The organism is Enterococcus raffinosus (assembly GCF_019175485.1).
In the GTDB taxonomy this organism is placed as follows: Bacteria; Bacillota; Bacilli; order Lactobacillales; family Enterococcaceae; genus Enterococcus_A; species Enterococcus_A raffinosus.
The window spans coordinates 1,120,543-1,143,780 of record NZ_CP072888.1 but is presented as its reverse complement, the minus strand read 5'-3'; the positions used below and the strand labels follow the sequence as shown (position 1 = coordinate 1,143,780).

Here is a 23,238-nt window from a genome sequence, read left to right as displayed (position 1 = left end):
TGCCTGAAAAGCAACGTTTTGCGCATCCAAATTTTTTATAAAAAATAATGTGATTGATCCTATATAACATTGCCAAAAGCCATAACTGCAATAAACAGAAAAAGAATAAATAAATCTTCGAATAACACCTAAATAAGTTGACAGTTCAGAAGAAAAAAAACGTGAAACCTTCTGAAAAAAACAATAAAAAAAAGCCAAAAAGATAATTTTATAATCTTTTTGGCTTTTATAATTTTTTTGTTTTATAGATATATTTTTTCTGTTATCATACTCATTCTACAAAGAATTTGAGCACTCCAAAATCAGACAATCTTTTCATATCAAAATCTTTTGGCTTTGCATGAATAGTCTTACTACTTATTATGGTAATTCCATCAGCTCTTAATTTCATTCGCTAGTATATTATAAAAAATAGTATAAAAGGCAGCTCGCAAGCCGCCTTTTATTTCCTATACATCTTAAACTCCAAATACAAATCATTGTAAATCCCTAAATATTCTGGTCCTAAATCTTTATAGACCTCCAAATGACTAATCGTTTCATTGTCTGGGTAGAACTGCTTATCCCCAGAGATACTTTTTGGCAGCATCGCCAATGCTTTTTTATTGGGCGTTGAATAACCAATATATTCAGCATTTTGTTTAGCGACTTCAGGCTTCAACATGAAGTTGATAAAATCATACGCCCCTTCTTGATTCTTCGATGTTTTAGGGATCACGATATTATCAAACCAAAGATTGGAACCTTCAGGTGGAATAACATAATGAAGATGTTCATTTTCTGACATCATATCAGCGGCTTCTCCAGAAAAGGTCACTGCCACAGCACTTTCCTCATTCGCCATATACATTTTAATCTCATCGGCAACGATCGCCTTAACATTTGGCGTTAGGCTGCTCAATTTTTTGATTGCTTGATTTAATTGCGTCATGTCTTTACTATTGATCGAATAGCCAAGTGTCGTAAGCGATAGACCCATCACTTCTCTAGCGCCATCGATTAGCATAATATTATTCTTCAATTCTGGTCGCCATAAGTCGTTCCAATGCTGAATCTCGTCCCCAGAAACAAATTTATCATTATAAACGATGCCCAATGTTCCCCAGAAATATGGAATCGAATAGGTATTATCACGATCAAAATCCAAATCTAGAAAACGCGGATCTATATTCTCTAATCCTTGAATCTTTGAATGATCCAACGACAGCAAGAGCTTTTCCTTCTTCATTTTTTGGATCATATATTCACTAGGGATCGCAATATCATACGCTGTTCCGCCCTGTTTGATCTTGGCTTCCATCGCTTCGTTTGAATCGAAGGTTTCGTAATTGACCTTGTAGCCATATTCCTTTTCGAATTGTTTGATCAATTCTGGATCAATATAGTCGCCCCAGTTATAAATGTTCAATACTTTTGAGCTTGCATTCGATGAATGATTCAACCGCACCACTAAAAAAGTCAGCAGCAAAATGATGGCGACAACACCGATAAAAAGTGATTGTAATTTTCTCATTTCAGTACCGCCACCTCCTCAAATTCGCGTTTACGTTTTCGAGCCTTTTTAGAGGTATCTCGACTAATGAAGTAATAGCCAACCACTAATAATAGAGAGAAGATGAAGACCAAGGTAGACAAGGCATTGATTTCTAAACTAATTCCTTGCCGTGCTCGCGAGTATATTTCAACAGAGAGCGTCGTAAAGCCGTTGCCAGTAACAAAGAACGTCACTGCAAAATCGTCCAATGAATAAGTAAAGGCCATGAAATAGCCGGCGATAATTCCCGGCGTCAAAAATGGCAAGATGATATTGGATAAAACCTGAAAATTGTTCGCACCCAAATCTCGAGCTGCATCGATCATTGAATCATTCATCTCTTTTAACTTAGGCAATACCATTAATACCACGATCGGAATGCTGAAGGCGATATGTGAAAGCAGAACGCTAACAAAGCCTAATTGAAAGTTCTTCAGAACACCACCCAGCATTGTAAACAGAATCAAAAAGCTAGCCCCGATAATGACATCCGGCGATACCATTAAAATATTATTCAGCCCTAAAAGAACATTACGTGAGTTACGTTTCCGTGTATAATAAATGCCCATTGCTCCGAAAGTGCCGATGATGGTTGCTAAAAGTGCGGATAGAAAGGCTAGCACAAACGTTTGAACAACGATACTGATCAAACGACGATCAGAGAACAAATTTTGATAATGTTCCCATGTGAATCCAGTGAAAGTGCTCATATTGCCGCCTTGATTAAAGGAATAAAAGATTAAATAGAAAATCGGAATATACAGCAGAATAAATACAAAAATCAAGTAGATATTTGCCCAAGAAAATTTACTTCTTCTCACTTCACTCGACCTCCCTTACGTTTTTCGCCAGTCAGCATCATCACAATGAACATTGCAACAATCAAAATAACACCTATTGTTGAGCCCATGCCCCAATTTTGAGTTACTAGGAAATGCTCTTCTATTGCAGTTCCAAGTGTAATCACGCGATTCCCGCCGATCAGACGTGTCAGCATGAAAAGGGATAGTGACGGAATGAAAACAGCCTGTACACCACTTTTTACCCCATTTAAAGAAAGCGGGAAAATGACACGACGAAAGGTGTCGAAATTATTCGCGCCTAGATCCCGACTTGCGCTAATTAATGAAGGATTGATTTCCTCCAAGGCATTAAAAATCGGCATGATCATAAAGGGCAGCTCGATATACGCTGCGACAAACATGAAACTAAAATCGGTAAACAATAGCTGCTTCTGGCCGATTCCAATGAAACTAAGAAAATCATTCACCGAGCCATTCGCGCTGAAGATACCGATAAACGCGTAGGCCTTCAGTAACAAGTTGATCCATGTTGGCAAAACCACTAGCAATAGTAAGAGTTGACGATGCTTCAATTTAGACAAGAAATAGGCCGTTGGATAACTGATCAACAATGTCATTAACGTAATCAAAAAAGCAAACAACACAGAATTCACCGTCATCATCAAGTACGTTTTCGAAGTTAAATACGTGTGGTAATTGCTTAACGTAAAATGACCGTTCATATCAAAAAACGATTGATACACGATTAGAATTACCGGTGCAATAACGAAAAACACCAACCAAAAGAAATAAGGAATGGAATAAAATCGACGTATATTTTTCATTGCTCCATCCCCTCCTTAATCTTCATAGCTCTCTAAACGCGCTTCAAAATCTTCTTCACTCTCATTAAACCGCATAACATGAATATCTTCTGGTTCGAAGGACAAGCCGACCTTGCTGCCCTTCTTGGCTTTCTTAGTAGAATGGACCATCCATTCATTCCCATCCGCATCAATACAGTTCATTTCATAATGAACCCCGCGGAAAAGCTGGGTATCAACTGTAACAACTAACTTGCCGTTTTCTGGTGTGGTCAATGATAAATCTTCTGGACGCAGCACTACTTCTACTGGTTCATTCGGACGCATACCGCCATCAACACATTCAAAGGTTTTACCGACAAATTTAACTAAGTTGTCTTCCACCATCTCACCTGCAACGATGTTACTTTCACCAACAAAATCTGCAACAAAATGATTGATTGGTTCATCATAGATATCAACCGGGGTCCCGCTTTGAACAATCTTGCCTTTATTCATAACAAAGATCTCATCACTCATAGCCAGAGCCTCTTCTTGATCATGTGTGACAAAGATAAAAGTAATGCCCAAGCGTTTTTGCAAGGCACGTAATTCATATTGCATATCTGTTCGCAATTTCAAATCCAAAGCAGACAATGGTTCATCCAATAAAAGAATCTTCGGCTCATTCACAATGGCACGGGCGATCGCCACCCGCTGACGCTGGCCTCCAGACATTTCAGTAATTTCACGATTCTCATAGCCTGGCAATTGAACAAGCTTCAAGGCTTCTAAAACTTTCTTTTCAATTTCCTTTTTGGACAATTTCTTGATTTTTAATCCAAAAGCGACGTTTTCAAAAACATTCATGTGAGGAAACAATGCGTAATCCTGAAAAACCGTGTTGACTTGGCGTTTATTTGCCGGAATGTCATTCATTCGTTTTCCCTCAAAAAAAATATCGCCTTCACTTACGTCTGTAAAACCGGCGATAATTCTTAAAATTGTCGTTTTTCCACAGCCTGAAGGACCTAATAATGTATAAAAACGACCTTCTTCGATATCAAAATTTATTTTTTTCAATACGGGATCATCTTCGTCGTATTGTTTAATTACGTCTTTAAATGAAATAATTGTGTTTGCCATGACTTCCTCCTAATGAGTTTTTTATAAATAAGATTCTGTAGCGACGATCAGTACTTTACTGACCCCTGACGCCTGATTTTGTAAACGATGCGGTTTACTCGCTTCATAGTAAATACTCTCGCCTTTTTCCGCTTCATACAACGTTTCACCAAACTGCAAAGCAACCTTGCCCTCTAAAACATAGATAAAGGTTTCTGATAACGAAGGTGTAAATTGCTTATACTGACCTTTTTTATCCAGGGTTAATAAGATCGGCTCCATTTCCTTTTCATTGGATTCAGGAATCAGCCATTTAATGTGGTAGCCATGTTCTTCATCACTATAAAAAGTAGTGTCCTCTTCTTTATAGACAATCTTCTGATCACCCGTTTTTTGCTTGAAAAATTCAGCTGGCGTCACCCCTAAAACCTCTAAAATATCAAAAAAAGTCTCCATTGAAGGAGAACTCAGGTCACGCTCTAATTGAGAGATGTAGCCCTTGGATAAATCGGTTCGTTCCCCTAACTCTTCTTGTGTTAAATTTTTCTGAATTCGCAAATTACGCAACTTCTCACCAATCTCCATGGTCTCACTCCCTCTTTATAATCATTTCTCCAGAAAAATAGGACCGAATCTCAGCCCTAGGAAAATTCTAATGATGTTTGCTAATAGTAAACTTATTGTTTAATAGCACCACTCAAGTATACGAACTTTTTACTAAAAATCAAGTATTTAACCCCATTTTCTTAGGATAGTTTTATGGAAATGATAGAGAAAAGAAAGTTGCATTTTCTTTCATTTCCGCTAAGATAATAGTAACCGAATCTGCGAGTTTTGCTTTTCACGGATTACTAGGCTTGAAATCAATTAATATGCACATCTATACATCAAATGATCTGTCTAGCAGAATGGTATGCGTATAAAGATCCTTGTATTTTTTATGCACTTCAAAAAATTCTTTCCTTACTATGAGCTAGCTGCGAGTCCGATTTTTCACCGTTCATCAAAAATATAAATGTATGAGAAGTTTAGCAATTACGGAGTCATTTCTGATAAGAGATTACAATAGAACTAGGAGGATGAACCATGACTGAATATCGCCGTTTACGTGTAGTCAACGATGAAACGCTACACACGGAGATCCAAAGTTTTTCAAAACCTGAGATTGAAGACAATGAGGTACTAATCGACGTTCACTATTCTGGGATCAACTATAAAGATGCTCTAGCGACAAAGGCCAACACAGGCGTGCTAAGAGATTATCCCATGACTCCTGGGATCGACTTGGCGGGAAAAATTATTGAGTCGAAGGATGAACGCTTTACTGTTAATGAGGAAGTTTTAGTAACTGGCTATGGCTTAGGCGTCAAACAAGATGGCGGCTTGAGTGATTTGCAAGTTGTTCCTGCTTCATGGGTAATCAAACGACCGAAGAATTTATCTGCTAAACAAGCCATGACCTTCGGAACAGCTGGATTTACCGCAGCATTAGCAGTAGACGCATTGCAGGCACATGGATTAAATAAAAATAGTCGCGTACTTGTCACGGGGGCAACAGGTGGCGTTGGGGGTTTTGCTTTACACTTCCTCAAACAAATCGGCTGTGCGGAAATTATTGCCTTGAGTCGCAAGGATGACCGGAAGAATTATTTAATGGAAGTAGGTGCCACTTCTGTCTTATCACCTGCGGAGTTATTTCCTGAAAAAAGTCGTCCGTTAAACAAACAGCTTTTTGATTTTGTAGTAGACACTGTTGGCGGCGATACACTAGCACAGGTTCTTCCTTTTGTGAACTACGGAGGAAGCTTAGCGCTTTGTGGAAATGCTGGCGGGATCAAACTGAATACAACTGTCTTGCCTTTTATTTTACGTGGTGTTAACTTATTAGGCATCGACTCTGTAGAAGCATCGATGGAACAACGCCAAAAGCTTTGGGCTAAAATGGCAAACGAATGGGCTCTTTCAGACACGATTAACGTCCAACAAGTCGAACTTGATCAAGTACAAGAGACCGCAGACAATTTATTGGCCGGAACGCATGTAGGCCGTACCATTGTCGCTTTAGGAGGAAAAAACAAGTGAGAATCCTGATAACTTCAGGCGGCACCTCAGAAAAAATTGATGATGTGCGCGCGATTACTAACCACTCTAGTGGAAAATTAGGCAAGGCAATTGCTGAAAGCTTTGCAAAAGAGGATGCCGTGATCGATATGATCACTACTCGTCACGCAATGAAACCAGAAGGCAAAACGATTCATCCCTATTACATCGAATCAACCGCTGACTTAGAACGAACACTGAAAGAATTAATGTCTGAAAATACGTATGATGCCGTAATTCATAGTATGGCTGTCAGTGATTTCACTCCTGAAAGCTCAGTAACGCTTGAAGACCTAGAAGCGGCAGTTGCGACACAGCCGAAGGATTTATCAAGTGCCTTAGTAACTATTGCCAACGAGCGAACGGAGAAGAAGATCTCTTCAGACACTGATCATTTGGTAGTAGTCTTAAAGAAAACACCAAAAATAATTTCCTTGATTAAAAAACTACAGCCGCAGACGATTTTAGTTGGGTTTAAACTATTGGTGGATGTGCCGATGATTGAACTGTTAAATGTGGCAAAGGAAAGTCTCAAAAAGAATCAAGCTGATTTTATTTTAGCGAATGATTTAGCTGAGATTCGTGGGGAAAAGCACCACGGTTATCTCATCAACAAACAGCACAAGGTTAAAGAAGCACATACGAAGACAGAAATCGCGGAACTAATCAAACATGAAGTCATGGAATTGGAGGAAGCAAAATGAAGACCATCCTATTAGGTGTCAGCGGCAGTATCTCTGCTTATAAAGCAGCCGATATCACGAATGAGCTAACGAAAATGGGTTATAAATTGGACGTAGTGATGACAAAAAGCAGTACTGAATTTATCACACCGTTAACGATTCAATCACTGTCCCATCGGCGTGTTCATCTGGATGTTATGGAAGAACCAGATGCCGCTTTGATCAATCATATTGCGTTAGCTAAAGAAGCCGATTTATTTTTAGTGGCCCCTGCTTCCGCCAATACAATCGGAAAATTAGCCAATGGAATTGCTGATGATTTATTGTCCACCGTTGCCTTGGCTCTACTGCCAGATACACCGAAAATTATCGCTCCGGCAATGAACACTTATATGTATCAAAACCCGATCGTTCAACGAAACCTTGCAACATTAAAAGAAGTTGGCTATCAAGAAGTTGAACCTAGAGAAGCTTTACTGGCTTGTGGTGATTACGGCCGAGGTGCCTTGGCCAATGTTGCAGATATCGTGCATATCGTAAATTCAAAATTGAAGGAGTAACAAATGAAAGAGAAAAATGTAAAGAGCTTTACTTTGACCGCGATGTTTTTAGCAATCATGATTATTTTAGCGGTCACTCCACTTGGCTTTATTCCTATTGGTCCGATAAATGCGACGACGATGCATATTCCAGTCATTATTGCATCCATCGTTTTAGGGCCACGCATCGGTGCCGGCTTAGGAACTGTTTTTGGAATCATCAGTTTGGCTAGAGCGACGGTGATTATCACACCGATGTCCTTTGTCTTTTCTCCATTTATCGCAAATCCGTTGACGAACCAAGGGGATTGGCGCGCGATAATTGTGGCTATTATTCCTCGTATTTTAATCGGTGTCGTTCCCTACTTTGTCTACAAAGGGCTTCATCGCCTTTTGAAACAAAAGGCACGGCCAGTCAGTCTGTTCATTGCCGGTCTAGCCGGATCGATGACCAATACCATTTTAGTTATGAACCTGATCTTTTTCTTCTTTAAAGACAGCTATGCCAATGTCTTGCAGGTAACCGCTAATGCTGTTTATGGTGTCATTTTAGGGATTATTTTCGGGAGTGGATTGGTTGAAGCCATCGTAGCTGGTATCGCAACAACGGCGGTTTGCGCGGTTCTTTTACGACTTATGAAAAAATAAAAAAATGTTGGATAGAAATCATTTTCGATTTCTATCCAACATTTTTTATTTTTTTGGATCTTCACCAAGAATCCGAACTTCCGTTTCCAACGTTACATCAAATTTTTCTTTGATCGTTTGCTGGATATGTGCAATCAACTCAATATAATCAGTCGCTGTTGCATGATTGATATTGACGATAAACCCTGCATGCTTCTCAGAGATTTGTGCACCGCCCCAAACCAAGCCCTGCAAACCAGCATCTTGGATCAATTTTCCAGTAAAATGTCCAACTGGCCGTTTAAAGACACTGCCGCATGAGGGATATTCCAGTGGCTGTTTCAACTCGCGCAATTCCGTCAGCTCCGTCATTCGTTTCTCGATTTGTCCATGATCGCCAGGAGCCAACTTAAAGTTAGCACTTAATACGATCGCTGGCTGATCCTGAATCGCAGAGTGACGGTAAGAAAAGTTCATCTGATCTTTGTGCCAGGTTTCAAAGGTGCCATCAGCTAATAATACGTCGACAGATTCAAAAACATCTTCTAATTGACCATCATACGCTCCGGCATTCATGAATACTGCCCCACCAATACTTCCCGGAATACCGCAAGCAAATTCAAAACCTGTCAAGGAATGATCCAAGGCGACATACGTTGTATCAATTAATTTCGCTCCGGCTTGTGCAGTAATGGTGTCTTCTTCCACGCGAATCGTCGTCATATCTGTCAGCATGATTACCACACCACGGATTCCGCCATCTTTGACAATCAGATTGCTGGCGTTCCCTAAAACGATCCATGGGATATCATTTCCGCGACAATAGTCTACCAACGCCTTCACTTCTTCGTTATCTTTAGGAAATGCTAGAGCGTCCACAGGTCCGCCGGTTTTTGTAAAGGTATAATTCATTAAGGGTTCATCCAAAAGGATTTTCAAATTTGGTAATGCGTTCGTTAATTCTGTTGTTTTCACTTTGATAAGCCTTTCTCGTTCGATACGGGTAAATTTTTCAAACATCCTTGCTATTTTAGCATGCGGGAAAAAAACTTACCACCCCTTATAGCTGGTAGCGAATGTGTTGCTTCAACATTTGCTCACAAAGCTCATGACTCAATAGTACGTCTTCTTGACGTAAATCTACATTTTCGCCATTCAACGCCGCAATGAAAGTAGTTACTAATTGTTCAAACCCGCGCTTTTCAAGCGTTGTAATCCAATCGCCAAACCGATGTACCTCTTCTGTTTGTCCTCGTTTAATCGTCAAATCTGTCAATTGCTCTAAAACCATCGTTTCTTTAGGAGAACTTACTTGGTAACGTTCCATTTTTCCCCCGCTTTGCAAATCCATTGAAAGAATACATTCTGTCGTTGGTGTTGAAAGCAATAGTTGCGCATACGTCATTTGGCCCTTTTCTTCCCGAATTTTAGAATGAACCTTCATGACCTCATCATCTAATAAAAACACTGCTGTATCCACTAAATGAATAAACAAATCATAGATGCCATATTGTGTATTCATCGCATGATTCGGTTCATTCTTTTCCAAATGAATAACTTTTTTTTGCGGAAGCTGTTTCAGCTGATCCACCATTGGTGCGAAGCGGCGATTGAAGCCCACCATAAATAAAAGTCCTTTTTCTTTCGCTAGCTGCTGGAGCTCTTGAACCTCCTGTAATTTCTCACTAACAGGCTTATCAATGAAAACCGCAACCCCTGCGTTCAGACATTGCTTGGCAATTTCAAAATGAACACTCGTTGCCACATGAATAAAGCACGCATCAATTTTTTCTGCCAATAATTCATCAATTGTTGCGACTGTATGCTCAAAGTTGTATTCTTGAGCTATTTTTTCCCGAACTTCTTCTCTGCGAGTCGCAAAAATAAAGGTCGCTTCCTTGCGCATTTTCGCATAGGTAGGCAAATAAGCCTTCTGGGCGATGCCTCCGATACCGATAACTCCGATTTTCATGACTAAGACCCCTTTTTTATGATTTAGTTTTTGTTATTATTAATACTTGTATCCTTTGCTTTCTCCTTTTTTTTCGTTACAATAAACTCATCTTTATATGGATGGAGGAATGCATCGTGAAATTAATTTCTTGGAACGTCAATGGCTTGCGTGCCGTGATGAAAAAGAATTTTATGGATGTTTTTAATGAATTAGATGCCGACTTTTTCTGTCTGCAGGAGACCAAATTACAGGCTGGACAAATCGAAATGGATTTGCCTGGCTATTACGAATATTGGAATTATGCAGAGAAAAAAGGCTATTCTGGCACGGCTATCTTCACCAAGCACGAACCGATGAATGTAACTTATGGATTGGGTGTGGATGAACATGACCAAGAAGGTCGCGTCATCACGCTTGAGTATCCTGAATATTACGTCATCACTTGCTATACACCGAACTCACAAAACGAATTGAAACGGTTGGACTATCGTATGACCTGGGAAGAAGCTTTTTTAGCTTATCTGAATGGTTTGAAAGAAATCAAACCTGTCATTTTTTGTGGTGACTTAAATGTTGCTCACGAGAATATTGACTTAAAAAATTGGAAAACCAATCAAAAAAACGCTGGCTTTACACCACAAGAGCGTGAAAAATTTAGCATCTTATTAGAGAATGGCTATATCGATACCTTCCGACACTTTTATCCAGATCAGGAAGGCATTTATTCTTGGTGGAGCTATCGCTTCAATGCTCGTAAGAACAATGCTGGGTGGCGAATCGATTATTTCGTTGTTTCTGACGACTTGAAAGAAAAATTGCAAGATGCCAAGATTCATACCGATATTTTCGGCAGCGATCACTGTCCTGTAGAATTAGACATCAATCTTTAAAAAGTTTGAAGCTTTACCTGTAGGACTTTCGCCCTGCTAAAAAATATGGTAAAACATTGGCGAAGAGGTGAATCTGTTGAATTTTATCGCAATGGACTTTGAAACAGCCAACTATCAATCTCACAGTGCCTGCTCCTTGGCATTGGTGATGGTAAAAAATAGCCAAATTGTCGGAGAGTATTATTCATTGATCAAACCCGAGACTGAATTCTTCTGGAAAAACATCCAAATTCATGGGATTCACCCAGAAGATGTGGAGGATGCACCGAAATTCCCTGAGGTATGGCAAGAGATCCAACACTATTATAAAGAGAATCGTTTGATCGTCGCTCATAACGCCGGCTTTGATACAAAGGTTTTAGCTGGTTGTCTCGACTACTATCATTTAGAGCACCCCTCTTACCTTTCTCTTTGTACCGTTCGAACCAGTCGCAGACTGTTTCCTGAAATGGCAAACCATCGACTAAACACAGTGTGTAAGGAGCTTTCCATCCCTTTGGAACATCATCATGATGCCTTGGAGGACAGCCGTGCCTGTGCAAAGATTTTGCTTTATCAGGAAGATCATTTTGGGATCGATCCACTAAAAAAATTAGTATTGCCCATGTAAGCGAAGCACTCCGCTTCGCTTTTTACTTGATCAATTTACTCATCAGCAATACATCTAAAAAGTCACCCTGTGCATCACGGGCTCCCCGCACCATTGTTGCTTCTGTTTTGAATCCAAACTTTTGATATAAACGAATGGCCCGTTCATTTCTTTTTTGAACGGTCAGTTCTAAACGGTATAGGGACGAGGCATTCTCACTCCAATAGATAACCTCATCAAGCAGCGCCGTTCCCAAACCGATTCCCCAGAATTCCTTCAGCACGCTAATCCCAATCTCACCGATGTGGGAAACAGTGTACTCCGATGCGGCTTTAACTGAAGCCATTCCAACAATTTGCTCATCAGCAAAGGCCAATAAAAGCAAGTTATTCTCACTTTCATATAAATCTGCCAACTGCAGACTCAGCATGTCCTCACTTAATCCTAAGCCAACTTCATCCATGATCAAAAAATCAGTTTCTTTCGCGATTTGGCGGCTAATTTGTAATAAATCTGCCGCATCGTCCGGGATTGCTTCTCTCAATGTGATCTCAACTTCACTCATTCTGCTTCCCACGCCTTCAAAATTCGTGCTTTAAATTCTTCCGCTTGTTTTCCATTCGCGATGAAGTCAACACGACGCATCGTTTCATCTTGATCGTCTTTTGCTAAAATCAATTCCAGATAATCTTCTGGCATATACTCGCCTAACTGTTGCCCCCACTCAATCACCGATAAGCCGTCACCTTCAAAATAATCATCTAAACCTAAATCATCGGCCCCTGTTTCGATCCGATAGACATCCATATGATAAAGCGGTAAACGCCCCTGCTGATATTCTCGAATAATCGTATAGGTTGGACTTTTAATCATTTGGTCGATTCCTAGACCTAAAGCGATTCCTTTAGTTAAGGTCGTCTTACCCGCCCCTAAATCACCGGTCAACACTAAATTATCGCTAGCCTGTGCGGCTGTCCCAATCATTTTTCCTAAACGTTCCGTTGCTGCTGTATCTATTAACGTAATCACGCAAATCCCCTCTTTTCTACTACCAACTTAGTATAACGATTTAAGCATTGAGAGAAAAGAAAAAGATTCTTCATTTTTGCTTCCGTTTAAAGCGTGTTTTTAGATAAACAAAAAAAGATAAGCATTTAGCCTATCTTATTGATTATTCAGTATATTTAATTAGGTGAACTTGATTTCTTCTGCTGCTTCAACGGCTTTCGATTTTGTTACATAGCTTTCGGTATCCCCAGGGAATAAAACCATAATTGTACTTGCTTTTCCCTGTGCCTTCAAATACTCTCGATCTACAACAGCCAGCTTTGTCTCGGGTGTGACCTTAGCAGCTTCACCAACAAGAACATCAAATCCTTGACCCTGCAACTCAACCGTATCAATACCAATGTGAAGCAGAACTTCTTTCCCATCACTCATTTCAAGCCCAATCGCATGCTTAGTTGGAAAGATACTGGTTACTATCCCTGTAACAGGTGAGAAAATCTCATTTGATGCAGGTTCAACCGCAAAACCTGGTCCCATCATCCCTTGAGAAAAAACAGGATCACTTACCTCAGACAAAGGAATCAATTGTCCTTTCACAGGACTAAAAATAACCCCTTGCTTCTTTTTTTTAAACATCGAAAACATGTTTATCCTCCTTTCGTCCTCATCGCAATAAATAAGATGATTACTGTAATTAAACTAATAAATCCAATCGCAAAATAAAAAATGAACATTGTATTGCGTGAGATGGACTGTTTTTCAGCAACTATTTTTCTATTATAGAAAAAACACAAGGCAGCGCCAATAATATTTCCCGTCAATATTTGCTGAACCAAACTAAAGGCTAAGAAACGTTTCTCAACAAAGTGGTTCTTCTCATTTTGAGAACTAATAAAATAGAGGCAAGCTGCTTGAAAGAGCATTAAAAAGGACAGTAGCAAACCTAATGTTAATCCTGGAATTTGAAGAATAAGTTGTTGGATGGTCACCTGCTGATTGAAGCTTACTAAAAATAAATAGAAGTAAAAGAGCACTGGCATCAGGACCCAATAGCCAATCAACACATTTCTTTTCACTCTCAAAGATTTAAGCGCTATCATTTTAAAATCTCCCTTTCGTGTCAAAATCTAGATATATTTAAGTTGTGGAATCAGTACTTTTTTCAAGTGTATAAATGCCATAGGACCGAAGCAAGTAATCCATTAAACAGCTTAGTCCAATCAAAGATTGTGATTGAAGCCTTCTCCTGCCAATAACGAAAAAGTCACAATAAAAATTTAAATGATGCGTGCAATGTCTAGCAAAATAGTTATCTCCGACTGCCGTAACCGCCAGTACCGGGATTTTCCGAACTTCAAACGCTGTAAGATTCTCTTTCACATCATCTGTCTCTCCGCTTAATGAAGCAATCACTACACAATCATTTTGGGTAATCATTGGCATTACCATATCCAACTCAGTTTTGTTTGGCAAAACCAGCGCTCGTTTATCCACATTTAATAACATTTTGTAGAATTCATCGATAATATTTTTTTGAGAAAACCCCGTAGCATAGCAATAAATCGTTTGGCTTCGATCAAACATCTCGTTGATTGGTTCCAAGTTCACTGATTGCATATACTCAATTGTCTTCTTGATATCATCAAGTTGCTTCTCAAAAATATTCTTCTCGCTCGTTTCTTGCTGCTCGCTGATTTCCGTATGCCGCAGAAAATATTTTAATTCTGAGTAGCCGGAAAAGCCAAGCTTCTTCGTTGTTCTTAATACAGATGATTTGGACGCGTGGACCATATCGGCAAGCTCCATAATTCCTGAAGATCTAACTTTTTCGGGATTCGCCAGCATGAATTGTAAGATATCTTTATCCAGTTCGCTCAGTTCTGCTAAATGTTGATGAATCAACTGCTCTAATGTCATAATTTTCCCCCTCCTACACTATTATACGTGATGGAGGAGGAAAAAATATTGTTTTTCATCGCAACTAGCTTAATTCTGGCCAAAATTCTTTATTTGCTTCAATCAGGTCATCCAATAATTCTTTTGCAATCCGAGCATTTGGAACAATTCTTGACAGTGCTAACGCCTGATACAATTTTTGATAAGATTTTTCTGCCCAAGCTTCAACCACTAATTTTTCTACTGCTACCTGTTGCTCCATCAAGCCTTTTTGGAAGCGTGGAATCTTTCCTTGCGTCAATGGTTCTGGTCCATTACTACCTACAACACAGGGTACTTCTACCATCGCTGTTTCATCAAAGTTGACGATGGCTCCTTCATTTGGCACAATCAGCAACATTCTTTCATGTGTGTTATAAGCGATCGCGCGAGCAAGATCCACGATATAACTTGCGTGTTCATCCACTTCTAAAGAGGTGCCTTCAGCGGTTCCTGCTTCTGCAATACGGTCACATTCGCTGAATACATGCTGTTCCCGACCAGCCATCACTTCGTTTGCACGTGTAAATTCAGGATTTGCATGTGCAACTTCATCTTGTGGATAGAAATAATATTTCAAATAGGTGTTTGGTAATGTATCTGGATCCAACGCGTAAACCTCTTTTGCTTTTGCAAAGGTATGCATCCAGCTAGCATCCGTATGCTGAGATTCTTCAATCTCTTCCGGTAATGAATAGCCATGATCCTTCACATGCGCTTTAATCTGTGGCATCAAATCATTGCCTTCTTTGTCGCGAATATCTGTCCACCAGCCAAAATGATTCAGACCATAATAGCGAACTTCCATTTCTTTACGTGAATTCAAGCCGATCGAATGCGCCATCCGTTCTTCGATTCCAACAGGCATATCACAAATATTAATGATCTTTGATTCTGGTCTTAATTTTCTAGTCGCTTCTGCTACAATAGCCGCCGGATTCGAATAATTCAGCATCCAAGCGTCTGGAGAGTATTTTTCCATATAGTCGACTAATTCCAATACGCCGCCAATCGAACGCATCCCATAAGCAATTCCCCCAGGCCCGCAGGTTTCTTGCCCTACTACACCATATTTTAATGGGATTTTTTCATCTTTTTCCCGCATCGCATACAATCCAACACGTATGTGAGCCATAACAAAGTCTACGTCTGTGAAGGCTGTTTCTGGATCTGTCGTAGCAACAAAGTTGATTTCTGGTGCACGTTCCTTTAATAAAATCTCACAGGCACTCGCCACATGATTTTGACGTTCCTCCAAATTATCGTAAAACTTTATTTGTCTGATTGGAAATTTATCTAAGTTGTCCAATAACATCAAAACAATTCCTGGAGTAAAAGTACTTCCCCCACCTGCAATAACAATCGAAAATTTCTTCATTCTTCATACGCTCCCTTTATTAATTTTCTGTGTTCATTAATGTTTCAAACTGTTCACGAACCTGCGGCACATCTAAACCGACAATCACCTGAAACGCATTGCCATTTCGTACAACGCCATGAGCGCCGCCTGATCGAAACACTTCATCAGGTTGTACAAGTGTCTCATCCTTAACTGTAATTCGTAGACGGGTGGCACAATTATTCACTTTTTCAATATTCTCCGCTCCGCCAAAACCATCTAAATAAACAGCTGCTTGTTCAGTATATTGATTCGCACCTTCTAAAACGGGTGCGTTGCCGCCTTGTTTTGCTTTGTAATCTTTTTTTGAGTACAATTTAATGTCTTGGGTATTTTCCTCGCGCCCTGGCGTTGCCAGATTGAACCGTAGAATTAAAAAGCGGAAAACGACAAAATAGATCAAAATAAACGCCAGTCCGATAAATAACTGAGTAAAGATCATGCTTTTATGATTTTGAAATAATGGAATCCAAACCTTCGCCAGCAGATCAATGAAGCCGCCGCCCATATCCCCTACTACACCGAAGCCGTACATTGTCGCCGCCATCGATGCTGCTAAAAATGCATGTACAGCAAATAGCGGTGGCGATACAAATAGGAAAGTGAATTCTAAAGGCTCTGTAATCCCAGCTAACACAGCAGTCAAGGTGGCTGGAATTAAAATAGCTAATACCTTCTTTTTGTTTTCTGGCTTCGCAGTAAAATAGAAAGCTGCCGCAATTCCTGGAGAAGCAAAAATTTTAGAATTTCCATGTAAAGCAAAGCCGCCCTCTGGGAATAATTGTTTTAATGGCTTAGTTGTCTGAGCAAATTCCTGCAGATGCCCCATCCAATATTTGGTGATCCCTTCCTCAACAACTGCTGGCCCGTATACAAATGGCGTATAGATAAAGTGATGCAAACCTGTTGGGATCAATATCCTCTCTAAGAAGGTGTAGAGCCAAACCCCAAAGATCCCTGCACTTGCTAAGAAACCTTGCAAAGAACCGATTCCTTGTTGAACCTTTGGCCAAATCAAACAAATCAGAAAGGCAATCGGCAGCATTGAGAAAAATCCTAAAATGACAATAAACGACGATCCTTGAAAGATACCCAAGAAATCCGGCAGCTTTGTATCAAAGTATCGATTGTGTAAAAAAACAACAATTGCTGAAATAAAAATCGCACCGATAATTCCGGTATCTAATGTTTTGATTCCTCCAATTAGTTTAAGCCCGCTCTCTCCACCTGGTTCTGCTGCAAAATTTACTCCAAAAAAGTTTCCAAAGTACTCCAACATCGATGAGATGAAATAATTACAGGTCGTATAAACAACGAATGCCTCCATCGCTGCTCGAGCATTTGCCTTTTTCGCTAGCCCAATGGATAACCCGATAACGAATAGTAGTTCCATCTGATTGAAGACTGTCCAAGCACCATTTTCAACGATGCTCCAGATCGAGTACCAAGTCGTCCCCTCATTGGCGATGCTGCCCACAAGCATTGGGTTTTTGAAAATAATGCATAGAGCAACCATTATTCCTGAAAAAGAAAATAATAGTACAGGGGTAAACATTGCTCCTCCAAAGCGCTGAATCTTTTCCATCATGACAACAATACCTCTCCTTCCAATTATTGATTTTCCTGTTTACACCTCAGACTATACAGGGCGAATAAACCGTTTACAATATTCTGAGACAACTCTGGGAATTAGGTTCCAAGCTTGTCACCAAGTGTCTGGGACTGGGAAATTTCCCAACCTCCCCCAGTTTCGATTATTGACAGAAAAAAAGACAAGAATTCGTCTAATTGCGAATTCTTGCCTTTGTTACTTTTATTCTTTATCGTTTAGCCCTTCGAGACTAGCTCATCAATGATTGGGCTGCTGTAATAATTGATAGTTTGTATACATCTTCTTCGTTACACCCGCGTGAAAGGTCAGAAACTGGTTTGTTCAATCCTTGCAAGACTGGACCAATAGCTTCAAATCCACCGAAGCGTTGGGCAATTTTATAGCCGATATTTCCTGATTGAAGCTCTGGGAAAACAAAGACTGTTGCTTGACCAGCTACTTTAGATTCAGGGGCTTTTAGTTGTGCCACACCTGGAATATAGGCAGCATCAAACTGTAATTCGCCATCGATTAAGAAATCTGGCGCTAATTCCTGAGCGATTTTTGTCGCTTCAGCAACTTTTTCTACTTCTGGAGCTTTTGCAGAGCCCTTTGTTGAGAAGCTCATCATTGCAACTTTTGGCTCAATATCGAATAATTCTGCAGTTTTTGCTGATTCAACAGCAATTTCCGCCAATTCTTGAGCATTTGGATTTACGTTGATGGCACAATCCGAGAACAGATATTTTTCTTGGTCACGACCACGAACCATTAAGAACGCACCACTTGTTCGGCTTACGCCTGGTTTCGTTTTAATAATTTGCAATGCTGGACGAACTGTATCTCCTGTTGAGTGAATCGCACCAGAAACCATTCCGTCTGTGATACCCATATAAGTCAACATTGTACCAAAGTAATTTTCATCCTTAAGAATCTTTTCAGCATCTTCTTTGCTGACTTTTCCTTTACGGCGTTCAACAAAGGCTTCTACCATTTCATCCCAGCGATCAAAATGATCAGGATCAATGATCGTGAAGTTGCTTAAAGCGATTCCACGAGCGCCCGCAGCTTTTTCAATTTCAGCCATATTCCCAATCAAGATTGGTTCAATTAGTTCTTCCGCTTTCAACCGTGAGGCAGCCCCTAAAATACGTGCGTCAGTTGCCTCAGGAAATGCAACTTTAATGTTGCGACGAATAATCTTAAATTTCAAACTATCAAATAGTTCCACAATAAAACCCTCCAGATATTTATTTCCTATCTATCATACAATACTTCACATGAAAAGAAAAGGACAGAATAAAGCATCTGTACTACTAATTAAAATCTAGTAAATGTGAATTAAGAGCCTTTTCACAAACTGTCTCTATAACAGAAACCGTTGTCATACTACACTGTTTCAGGTAATTGCCAATCAATCGGTGCCTCGCCCCATTCCGTCAATAGCTGATTCGTCTTTGAAAAAGGTTTTGACCCAAAAAATCCACGATGAGCAGACAATGGTGACGGATGGACAGATTTCACAACGGCATGTTTGCTTGTATCAATCATTTTAATTTTTTCCTGAGCCGGTTTTCCCCACAAGATAAAGACAATGGGCTTTTCCCGTTCGTTTAGCCGCTCAATAATCGCATCTGTCAATTGCTCCCAGCCCTGTCCTCGATGAGAATACGCCTGCCCTTCTCGCACAGTCAAGACTGTATTAAGCAACAATACGCCTTGTTTCGCCCAACTTACGAGATTTCCATGTTGAACTGGCGGAATGCCTAAATCACTTTGCATTTCTTGGTAAATATTCCGTAAGGATGGTGGAATTTTTACACCAGGTTGAACAGAAAAGGACAGTCCATGTGCTTGATCTACGCCATGATAAGGATCTTGTCCTAAAATGACAACTTTCACCTTGTCATAAGGGGTTAATTCAAGTGCTTCAAAAATATGGTACATATCTGGATGGATTCGTTGCGTACTGTATTCTTGTTTCAAAAATTCACGCAGCTTTAAATAATATGGTGCCTGAAATTGATCGGCTAAAACATTCTGCCAGTCATTATGGATGATTTCTTTCACGTTCACTCACTCCTGTTTGAAATAATTTGCAATAGAAAAACGGTTTAATCCTTCCACTCTATTTTTCCTGTTCAACTAATTCTTTTTAAAGAATATCCTCGACATGGTTATCCTCTCTGGGATTATGGTACACTATCGTTGTATGATAGGAAAGCTAGGTGAATAATTTTGATAAAACTCATTGCCTCTGATATGGACGGTACACTGTTGAATGATCAAATGCAAGTCCCGACAGCAAATATCGAAGCCATTCGGAAAGCTCAAGCTCAAGGAATTGAATTTATCACAGCTACTGGACGCGGAATGAGCCACGCCAAAATTTCTTTGGATGAAGCGAACATTCACGTACCAATGATTTTATTAAACGGCGCTCATGTCGTAAACGCAGAACGAGAAACCATTTTTACGATTCCGATCGGCAAGGAAAAGACATTTGAAGTAATGGACGCGCTGGAAGATGCCGACCTTTATTATGAAATTTTTACTGCCGAGCATGTCTACTCTTCAAATCAGCCGATGCGAATCGAATTTTTCTCTGAACATATTCTAGAAAAGATGCCTGGAATCTCTAAAAAAATGGCGATTGCGGCTTCTTCTAGACATTTATCTTTAACACCGATTACTTTCGTCAAAGATATGCGTCAAACATTAATTGAAAAAAATGAAGACGTATTAAAAATCATTGCTTTTGACAAAAACGGACCCGAACAGCTAAAAGAAGTTACTGGTGTTTTAGAAAAAATGGGTGATTTAGCAATTGCCGCTTCTGAATTGACGAATATAGAAATAAATCACGTCAATGCTCAAAAAGGGATTGCCTTAAAACAATTTGCCGAAGAACGGGGCTTTACTGCGGAGCAAGTGATGGCTCTTGGAGATAATTTCAATGATGTCAGTATGCTGACATACGCTGGCACTAGCTTTGCGATGGGCAATGCAGCACCCGCCATCAAAAAAATTGCTAAACATGTCACTGATACGAATGAAGAAAATGGAGTAGCAACGGCAATCGATCGAATTCTTTCTGAATAATGGATAATTAGAAGGTGTGATACAACATGACCGAATTTTTTATTCAAGAAAAACAACTAAGTTCCATGACACGAACGATCGTCAAAGACAATAAGGGAGTTCCTTTATACTTAATGGTTGGCCACTGGGGACGAAAAGGAAATGTACTATCTCTATATGCCATGGATGGTCAAATCGTCGCTTATATCAAGCAGGCAAGTGTGATTTTCGGGCGCAAATTTGAAATTTATTGTGATCACACAAAAGTAGGTGTGCTTCACAAAATTTTCCATTGGCCTGGCGACTTCTATTACATTCAACAGCTTCATTGGGCTGTTTATGGAGATATTTATAATCATAAATATAAAATCAACCACTTCAACCAATCAATTATGACAATGGATAAGGCGACTTTGCTAACAGGTGATTATTATGTTCTAGATGTCACCAATCCGGCAGATGCCCCAGTCTGCATCTGTGTAGCAGCCATCATGGATTATTGGCTCTACAATCGAAACAAACAGCAAGAGTCCGAAACGGCCTTTGAAGTGACTTTTTCTCAAAATTAAGAGCTATGACTGCATCGTCATAGCTCTTTTTTCGCATTCTTTCTCAGCAACTTGTCAGAAGTTAACCTCTATCAAAGGCTTTTACTTTTCGTTGCATATGGTCATAGACATGTCCGCTGATCACGATTTCGCCAACATCCTTGAACCCGTCTCGTAGGTAAAGTCGTTTCGCATTTGGATTCGCCTTGTCAACATTTAATCCAATCACTTTTTCTCCTTCATGAGTCGCTAAACGATCGACAGCTGTTAATAATTTCGAACCAATCCCTTGACCGCGGAATCGTTCATCAACCGCAATCGAGTCTAAATACCATTCATTCGGAAAGGCCTCTGGGTCAATAAACATTTGAACCTCATCTTCAATCCCCTGAGCCCTCAAATATTTTTGTAAGGGCAGATCAATAATCGCTTCCTTATTCGCCGGATAACCAAAAACAGCACCAGCAATTTCGCCATCGATTTCTTCCACAAGCCCTCTTGCATATCCAAAGCGGTAGGTTGGATCTTCAAAGCAAGCAGCGATAGCTTCTAAGGCCTGTTCTTCTCCAAACTCTTCAAGAAAATCCAGCTCCATATCCTTTAAAATAACCAATATCAGTTTAGCTACGGCCGCTCCATCTTCTTTTTTTGCAAATCGAATCATTTTAAAACCTCTCTTTTAATAACGTTTGATACTACCTTCACAGTGTACCATGAGGCGCCGATTTTCGAAAGTGCGGTTCCTTTGTATTCAGTAAAAAGTTTGCTATGATTACTTTGACCAGTTTCATTTCCATATTGCTGTGTTTAAAATCAATAGATAAGAACTATTAAGGGCGTTTTCGTTTATTTAGGAGGAAAATCAATGAAAAAAATAGTAAAAATTTTTTTAGGAGTTATTGCAGCAATCATCCTTGTATTAGGCGGCTACCTGATCTACCTATTCGCAAGCTATGACCGTCTGCCTGACGATCAAACCTTAGAACCAAACAATTCGCATAACCAAACTCTTGAAACAAATAAAACGTATCGCGCAATGAGTCATAATGTAGGATACGGTGCTTATCCACCAAGCTATAGTTTTTTTATGGATGGCGGGAAGTACTCACGAGCATATGACAAAGAAACCGTTAAAGAAAACATGCAGGGAATTGTGAATACGACAAAGGAGCTAGAACCGACACTAGCCTTTTATCAAGAAGTGGATCAAGATGGCGATCGTTCGCAGCATGTGGATGAAGTTGCTTGGTTGAAGAAGCACCTGCCTGCATACAATAGTTTGTATGGTCAAAATTATGATTCCTCTTACCTTTTCTATCCTTTTACAGATCCCATCGGTCAAGCAAAGTCTGGACTTGTGACATTGAGTAAAGCAGAAATAACCAGCAGCAAGCGCTACTCTTTACCAATCGAGACAAATTTCAATAAATTCTTTGACTTGGATCGCGCCTTCACCGTTAGCCGTATTCCAGTTAAGGGGGATCATGAGCTGATTGCGATCAACACGCATTTATCCGCTTTTACTAAAGACCGCTCGATTCAAGCAGCTCAATTAAAAAAGATTTTTGATGTGATGGAAAATGAGTATAAAAAGGGCAACTATGTTTTGGTCGCAGGAGACTATAATCACGATGTCTTAGGAAATAGTCCTGAGGTTTTTGACACGACCAAAAAACGAGAAACCTGGACGCATCCATTTCCAAAAGATCAACTTCCAGCAGGCTTTCACCTGCCTAATGGAAAGCTATCTGAAGAAAAAATTCCATCCGCTCGTGCCTTAAACGAGCCCTATAAAAAAGGAACCACGTATACTACTTTGATTGATGGTTTTCTTGTTTCGGATAACATCAATGTTAAAAATGTTCATGTAAAGGATATGCAATTTAAATATTCTGATCATAATCCCGTCTACCTAGATTTTAGTTTGAAATAATCCTCGAAGGCAGCAGCTTTAAAAAATAAGCCTGCTGTCTTTTTTTATTTCTCCTTTGATCTACTCTTCCATGAGAAATTGCATTCCCTTTTTTTCCTTGTTAAAATTAAGAAAAAT

Annotated in this window: 26 protein-coding genes; 9 read left to right on the top strand and 17 right to left on the bottom strand. The window is 39.8% G+C overall.

What is annotated here, in order from left to right; genetic code table 11:
* Positions 1-442: 442 nt before the first annotated feature.
* From J9537_RS05590 to J9537_RS05570, 5 genes are read right to left on the bottom strand one after another with little or no spacing between them, the layout of a single operon-like run.
* Positions 443-1,513 carry an ABC transporter substrate-binding protein gene (locus J9537_RS05590; protein WP_218257031.1) on the bottom strand — a complete coding sequence of 357 codons (1,071 nt, stop codon included), beginning with the start codon at positions 1,511-1,513 and terminating at the stop codon, positions 443-445.
* Complete coding sequence (locus J9537_RS05585; RefSeq protein WP_010746410.1) at positions 1,510-2,355, bottom strand: ABC transporter permease; 846 nt, start codon at positions 2,353-2,355, stop codon at positions 1,510-1,512. Before J9537_RS05585 ends, J9537_RS05590 begins: the two co-directional genes overlap by 4 nt.
* The gene (locus tag J9537_RS05580) at positions 2,352-3,161 is read right to left on the bottom strand and encodes an ABC transporter permease (RefSeq protein ID WP_218257030.1); all 810 of its coding nucleotides are present in this window, start codon (positions 3,159-3,161) and stop codon (positions 2,352-2,354) included. The genes J9537_RS05585 and J9537_RS05580 overlap by 4 nt, the downstream gene beginning before the upstream one ends.
* 15 nt (positions 3,162-3,176) lie before the next feature.
* Positions 3,177-4,265 (bottom strand): ABC transporter ATP-binding protein, encoded by a 1,089-nt coding sequence (locus J9537_RS05575; RefSeq protein WP_218257029.1) that lies wholly within the window; start codon positions 4,263-4,265, stop codon positions 3,177-3,179.
* Positions 4,266-4,286: 21 nt separating this feature from the next.
* Positions 4,287-4,829: a helix-turn-helix domain-containing protein gene (locus J9537_RS05570; RefSeq protein ID WP_010746413.1), complete on the bottom strand. Its 543-nt coding sequence runs from the start codon at positions 4,827-4,829 to the stop codon at positions 4,287-4,289.
* Positions 4,830-5,330: 501 nt separating this feature from the next.
* Between J9537_RS05570 and J9537_RS05565 the strand changes: the two genes are divergently transcribed.
* From J9537_RS05565 to J9537_RS05550, 4 genes are read left to right on the top strand one after another with little or no spacing between them, the layout of a single operon-like run.
* On the top strand, positions 5,331-6,326 hold the full coding sequence (locus tag J9537_RS05565) for a YhdH/YhfP family quinone oxidoreductase (protein WP_218257028.1): 996 nt from the start codon (positions 5,331-5,333) through the stop codon (positions 6,324-6,326).
* Positions 6,323-7,048, top strand: a complete 726-nt coding sequence (locus J9537_RS05560; protein ID WP_218257027.1) for a phosphopantothenate--cysteine ligase — start codon at positions 6,323-6,325, stop codon at positions 7,046-7,048. The genes J9537_RS05565 and J9537_RS05560 overlap by 4 nt, the downstream gene beginning before the upstream one ends.
* The gene (gene coaC, locus J9537_RS05555) at positions 7,045-7,587 is read left to right on the top strand and encodes a phosphopantothenoylcysteine decarboxylase (protein WP_010746416.1); all 543 of its coding nucleotides are present in this window, start codon (positions 7,045-7,047) and stop codon (positions 7,585-7,587) included. Before J9537_RS05560 ends, coaC begins: the two co-directional genes overlap by 4 nt.
* A 3-nt stretch (positions 7,588-7,590) precedes the next feature.
* A complete protein-coding gene (locus J9537_RS05550) occupies positions 7,591-8,214 on the top strand; it encodes an ECF transporter S component (protein WP_010746417.1) in 624 nt (207 codons plus the stop codon).
* 45 nt (positions 8,215-8,259) lie between these two features.
* Here J9537_RS05550 and murB read toward each other — a convergent pair whose 3' ends face one another.
* Both murB and J9537_RS05540 read right to left on the bottom strand, forming a co-directional pair.
* Positions 8,260-9,168 carry a UDP-N-acetylmuramate dehydrogenase gene (gene murB, locus J9537_RS05545; protein ID WP_218257026.1) on the bottom strand — a complete coding sequence of 303 codons (909 nt, stop codon included), beginning with the start codon at positions 9,166-9,168 and terminating at the stop codon, positions 8,260-8,262.
* Positions 9,169-9,253: 85 nt separating this feature from the next.
* Entirely contained in the window at positions 9,254-10,165 is a 912-nt protein-coding gene (locus tag J9537_RS05540) for a Gfo/Idh/MocA family protein (RefSeq protein ID WP_218257025.1), read from the bottom strand.
* A 116-nt stretch (positions 10,166-10,281) separates the two neighbouring features.
* Between J9537_RS05540 and J9537_RS05535 the strand changes: the two genes are divergently transcribed.
* On the top strand, positions 10,282-11,037 hold the full coding sequence (locus J9537_RS05535) for an exodeoxyribonuclease III (protein WP_218257024.1): 756 nt from the start codon (positions 10,282-10,284) through the stop codon (positions 11,035-11,037).
* A 76-nt stretch (positions 11,038-11,113) separates the two neighbouring features.
* A complete protein-coding gene (locus tag J9537_RS05530) occupies positions 11,114-11,647 on the top strand; it encodes a 3'-5' exonuclease (RefSeq protein WP_218257023.1) in 534 nt (177 codons plus the stop codon).
* Positions 11,648-11,669: 22 nt separating this feature from the next.
* Here J9537_RS05530 and J9537_RS05525 read toward each other — a convergent pair whose 3' ends face one another.
* From J9537_RS05525 to J9537_RS05485, 9 genes are all read right to left on the bottom strand, one after another.
* The gene (locus tag J9537_RS05525) at positions 11,670-12,191 is read right to left on the bottom strand and encodes a GNAT family N-acetyltransferase (RefSeq protein ID WP_218257022.1); all 522 of its coding nucleotides are present in this window, start codon (positions 12,189-12,191) and stop codon (positions 11,670-11,672) included.
* Positions 12,188-12,655, bottom strand: a complete 468-nt coding sequence (gene tsaE, locus J9537_RS05520) for a tRNA (adenosine(37)-N6)-threonylcarbamoyltransferase complex ATPase subunit type 1 TsaE (protein ID WP_218257021.1) — start codon at positions 12,653-12,655, stop codon at positions 12,188-12,190. Before tsaE ends, J9537_RS05525 begins: the two co-directional genes overlap by 4 nt.
* Before the next feature lie 159 nt (positions 12,656-12,814).
* Complete coding sequence (locus J9537_RS05515; protein WP_218257020.1) at positions 12,815-13,279, bottom strand: PTS sugar transporter subunit IIA; 465 nt, start codon at positions 13,277-13,279, stop codon at positions 12,815-12,817.
* Positions 13,280-13,281: 2 nt separating this feature from the next.
* Complete coding sequence (locus J9537_RS05510) at positions 13,282-13,734, bottom strand: hypothetical protein (protein WP_218257019.1); 453 nt, start codon at positions 13,732-13,734, stop codon at positions 13,282-13,284.
* A gap of 37 nt (positions 13,735-13,771) precedes the next feature.
* Complete coding sequence (locus J9537_RS05505) at positions 13,772-14,551, bottom strand: MurR/RpiR family transcriptional regulator (RefSeq protein WP_218257018.1); 780 nt, start codon at positions 14,549-14,551, stop codon at positions 13,772-13,774.
* 64 nt (positions 14,552-14,615) lie between these two features.
* Entirely contained in the window at positions 14,616-15,947 is a 1,332-nt protein-coding gene (locus tag J9537_RS05500; RefSeq protein ID WP_028020723.1) for a 6-phospho-alpha-glucosidase, read from the bottom strand.
* Positions 15,948-15,966: 19 nt separating this feature from the next.
* Positions 15,967-17,556 carry an alpha-glucoside-specific PTS transporter subunit IIBC gene (locus J9537_RS05495; protein WP_218257017.1) on the bottom strand — a complete coding sequence of 530 codons (1,590 nt, stop codon included), beginning with the start codon at positions 17,554-17,556 and terminating at the stop codon, positions 15,967-15,969.
* A 253-nt stretch (positions 17,557-17,809) separates the two neighbouring features.
* Complete coding sequence (pta, locus tag J9537_RS05490) at positions 17,810-18,790, bottom strand: phosphate acetyltransferase (RefSeq protein WP_010746429.1); 981 nt, start codon at positions 18,788-18,790, stop codon at positions 17,810-17,812.
* A 158-nt stretch (positions 18,791-18,948) separates the two neighbouring features.
* Positions 18,949-19,629 (bottom strand): uracil-DNA glycosylase, encoded by a 681-nt coding sequence (locus J9537_RS05485; RefSeq protein ID WP_218257016.1) that lies wholly within the window; start codon positions 19,627-19,629, stop codon positions 18,949-18,951.
* A gap of 168 nt (positions 19,630-19,797) precedes the next feature.
* On the opposite strand from J9537_RS05485, the gene J9537_RS05480 reads away from it, so the two are divergent.
* Together J9537_RS05480 and J9537_RS05475 are read left to right on the top strand one after the other, a co-directional pair.
* Entirely contained in the window at positions 19,798-20,661 is an 864-nt protein-coding gene (locus J9537_RS05480) for a Cof-type HAD-IIB family hydrolase (protein WP_218257015.1), read from the top strand.
* 26 nt (positions 20,662-20,687) lie between these two features.
* Positions 20,688-21,209: an LURP-one-related/scramblase family protein gene (locus tag J9537_RS05475; protein ID WP_218257014.1), complete on the top strand. Its 522-nt coding sequence runs from the start codon at positions 20,688-20,690 to the stop codon at positions 21,207-21,209.
* 61 nt (positions 21,210-21,270) lie between these two features.
* Here the strand turns inward: J9537_RS05475 and J9537_RS05470 are convergent, their stop codons facing one another.
* Complete coding sequence (locus tag J9537_RS05470) at positions 21,271-21,852, bottom strand: GNAT family N-acetyltransferase (RefSeq protein ID WP_010746433.1); 582 nt, start codon at positions 21,850-21,852, stop codon at positions 21,271-21,273.
* 201 nt (positions 21,853-22,053) lie between these two features.
* Here J9537_RS05470 and J9537_RS05465 point away from each other — a divergent pair, with 201 nt between their 5' ends.
* On the top strand, positions 22,054-23,121 hold the full coding sequence (locus tag J9537_RS05465) for an endonuclease/exonuclease/phosphatase family protein (protein WP_218257013.1): 1,068 nt from the start codon (positions 22,054-22,056) through the stop codon (positions 23,119-23,121).
* Positions 23,122-23,238 lie beyond the last annotated feature (117 nt).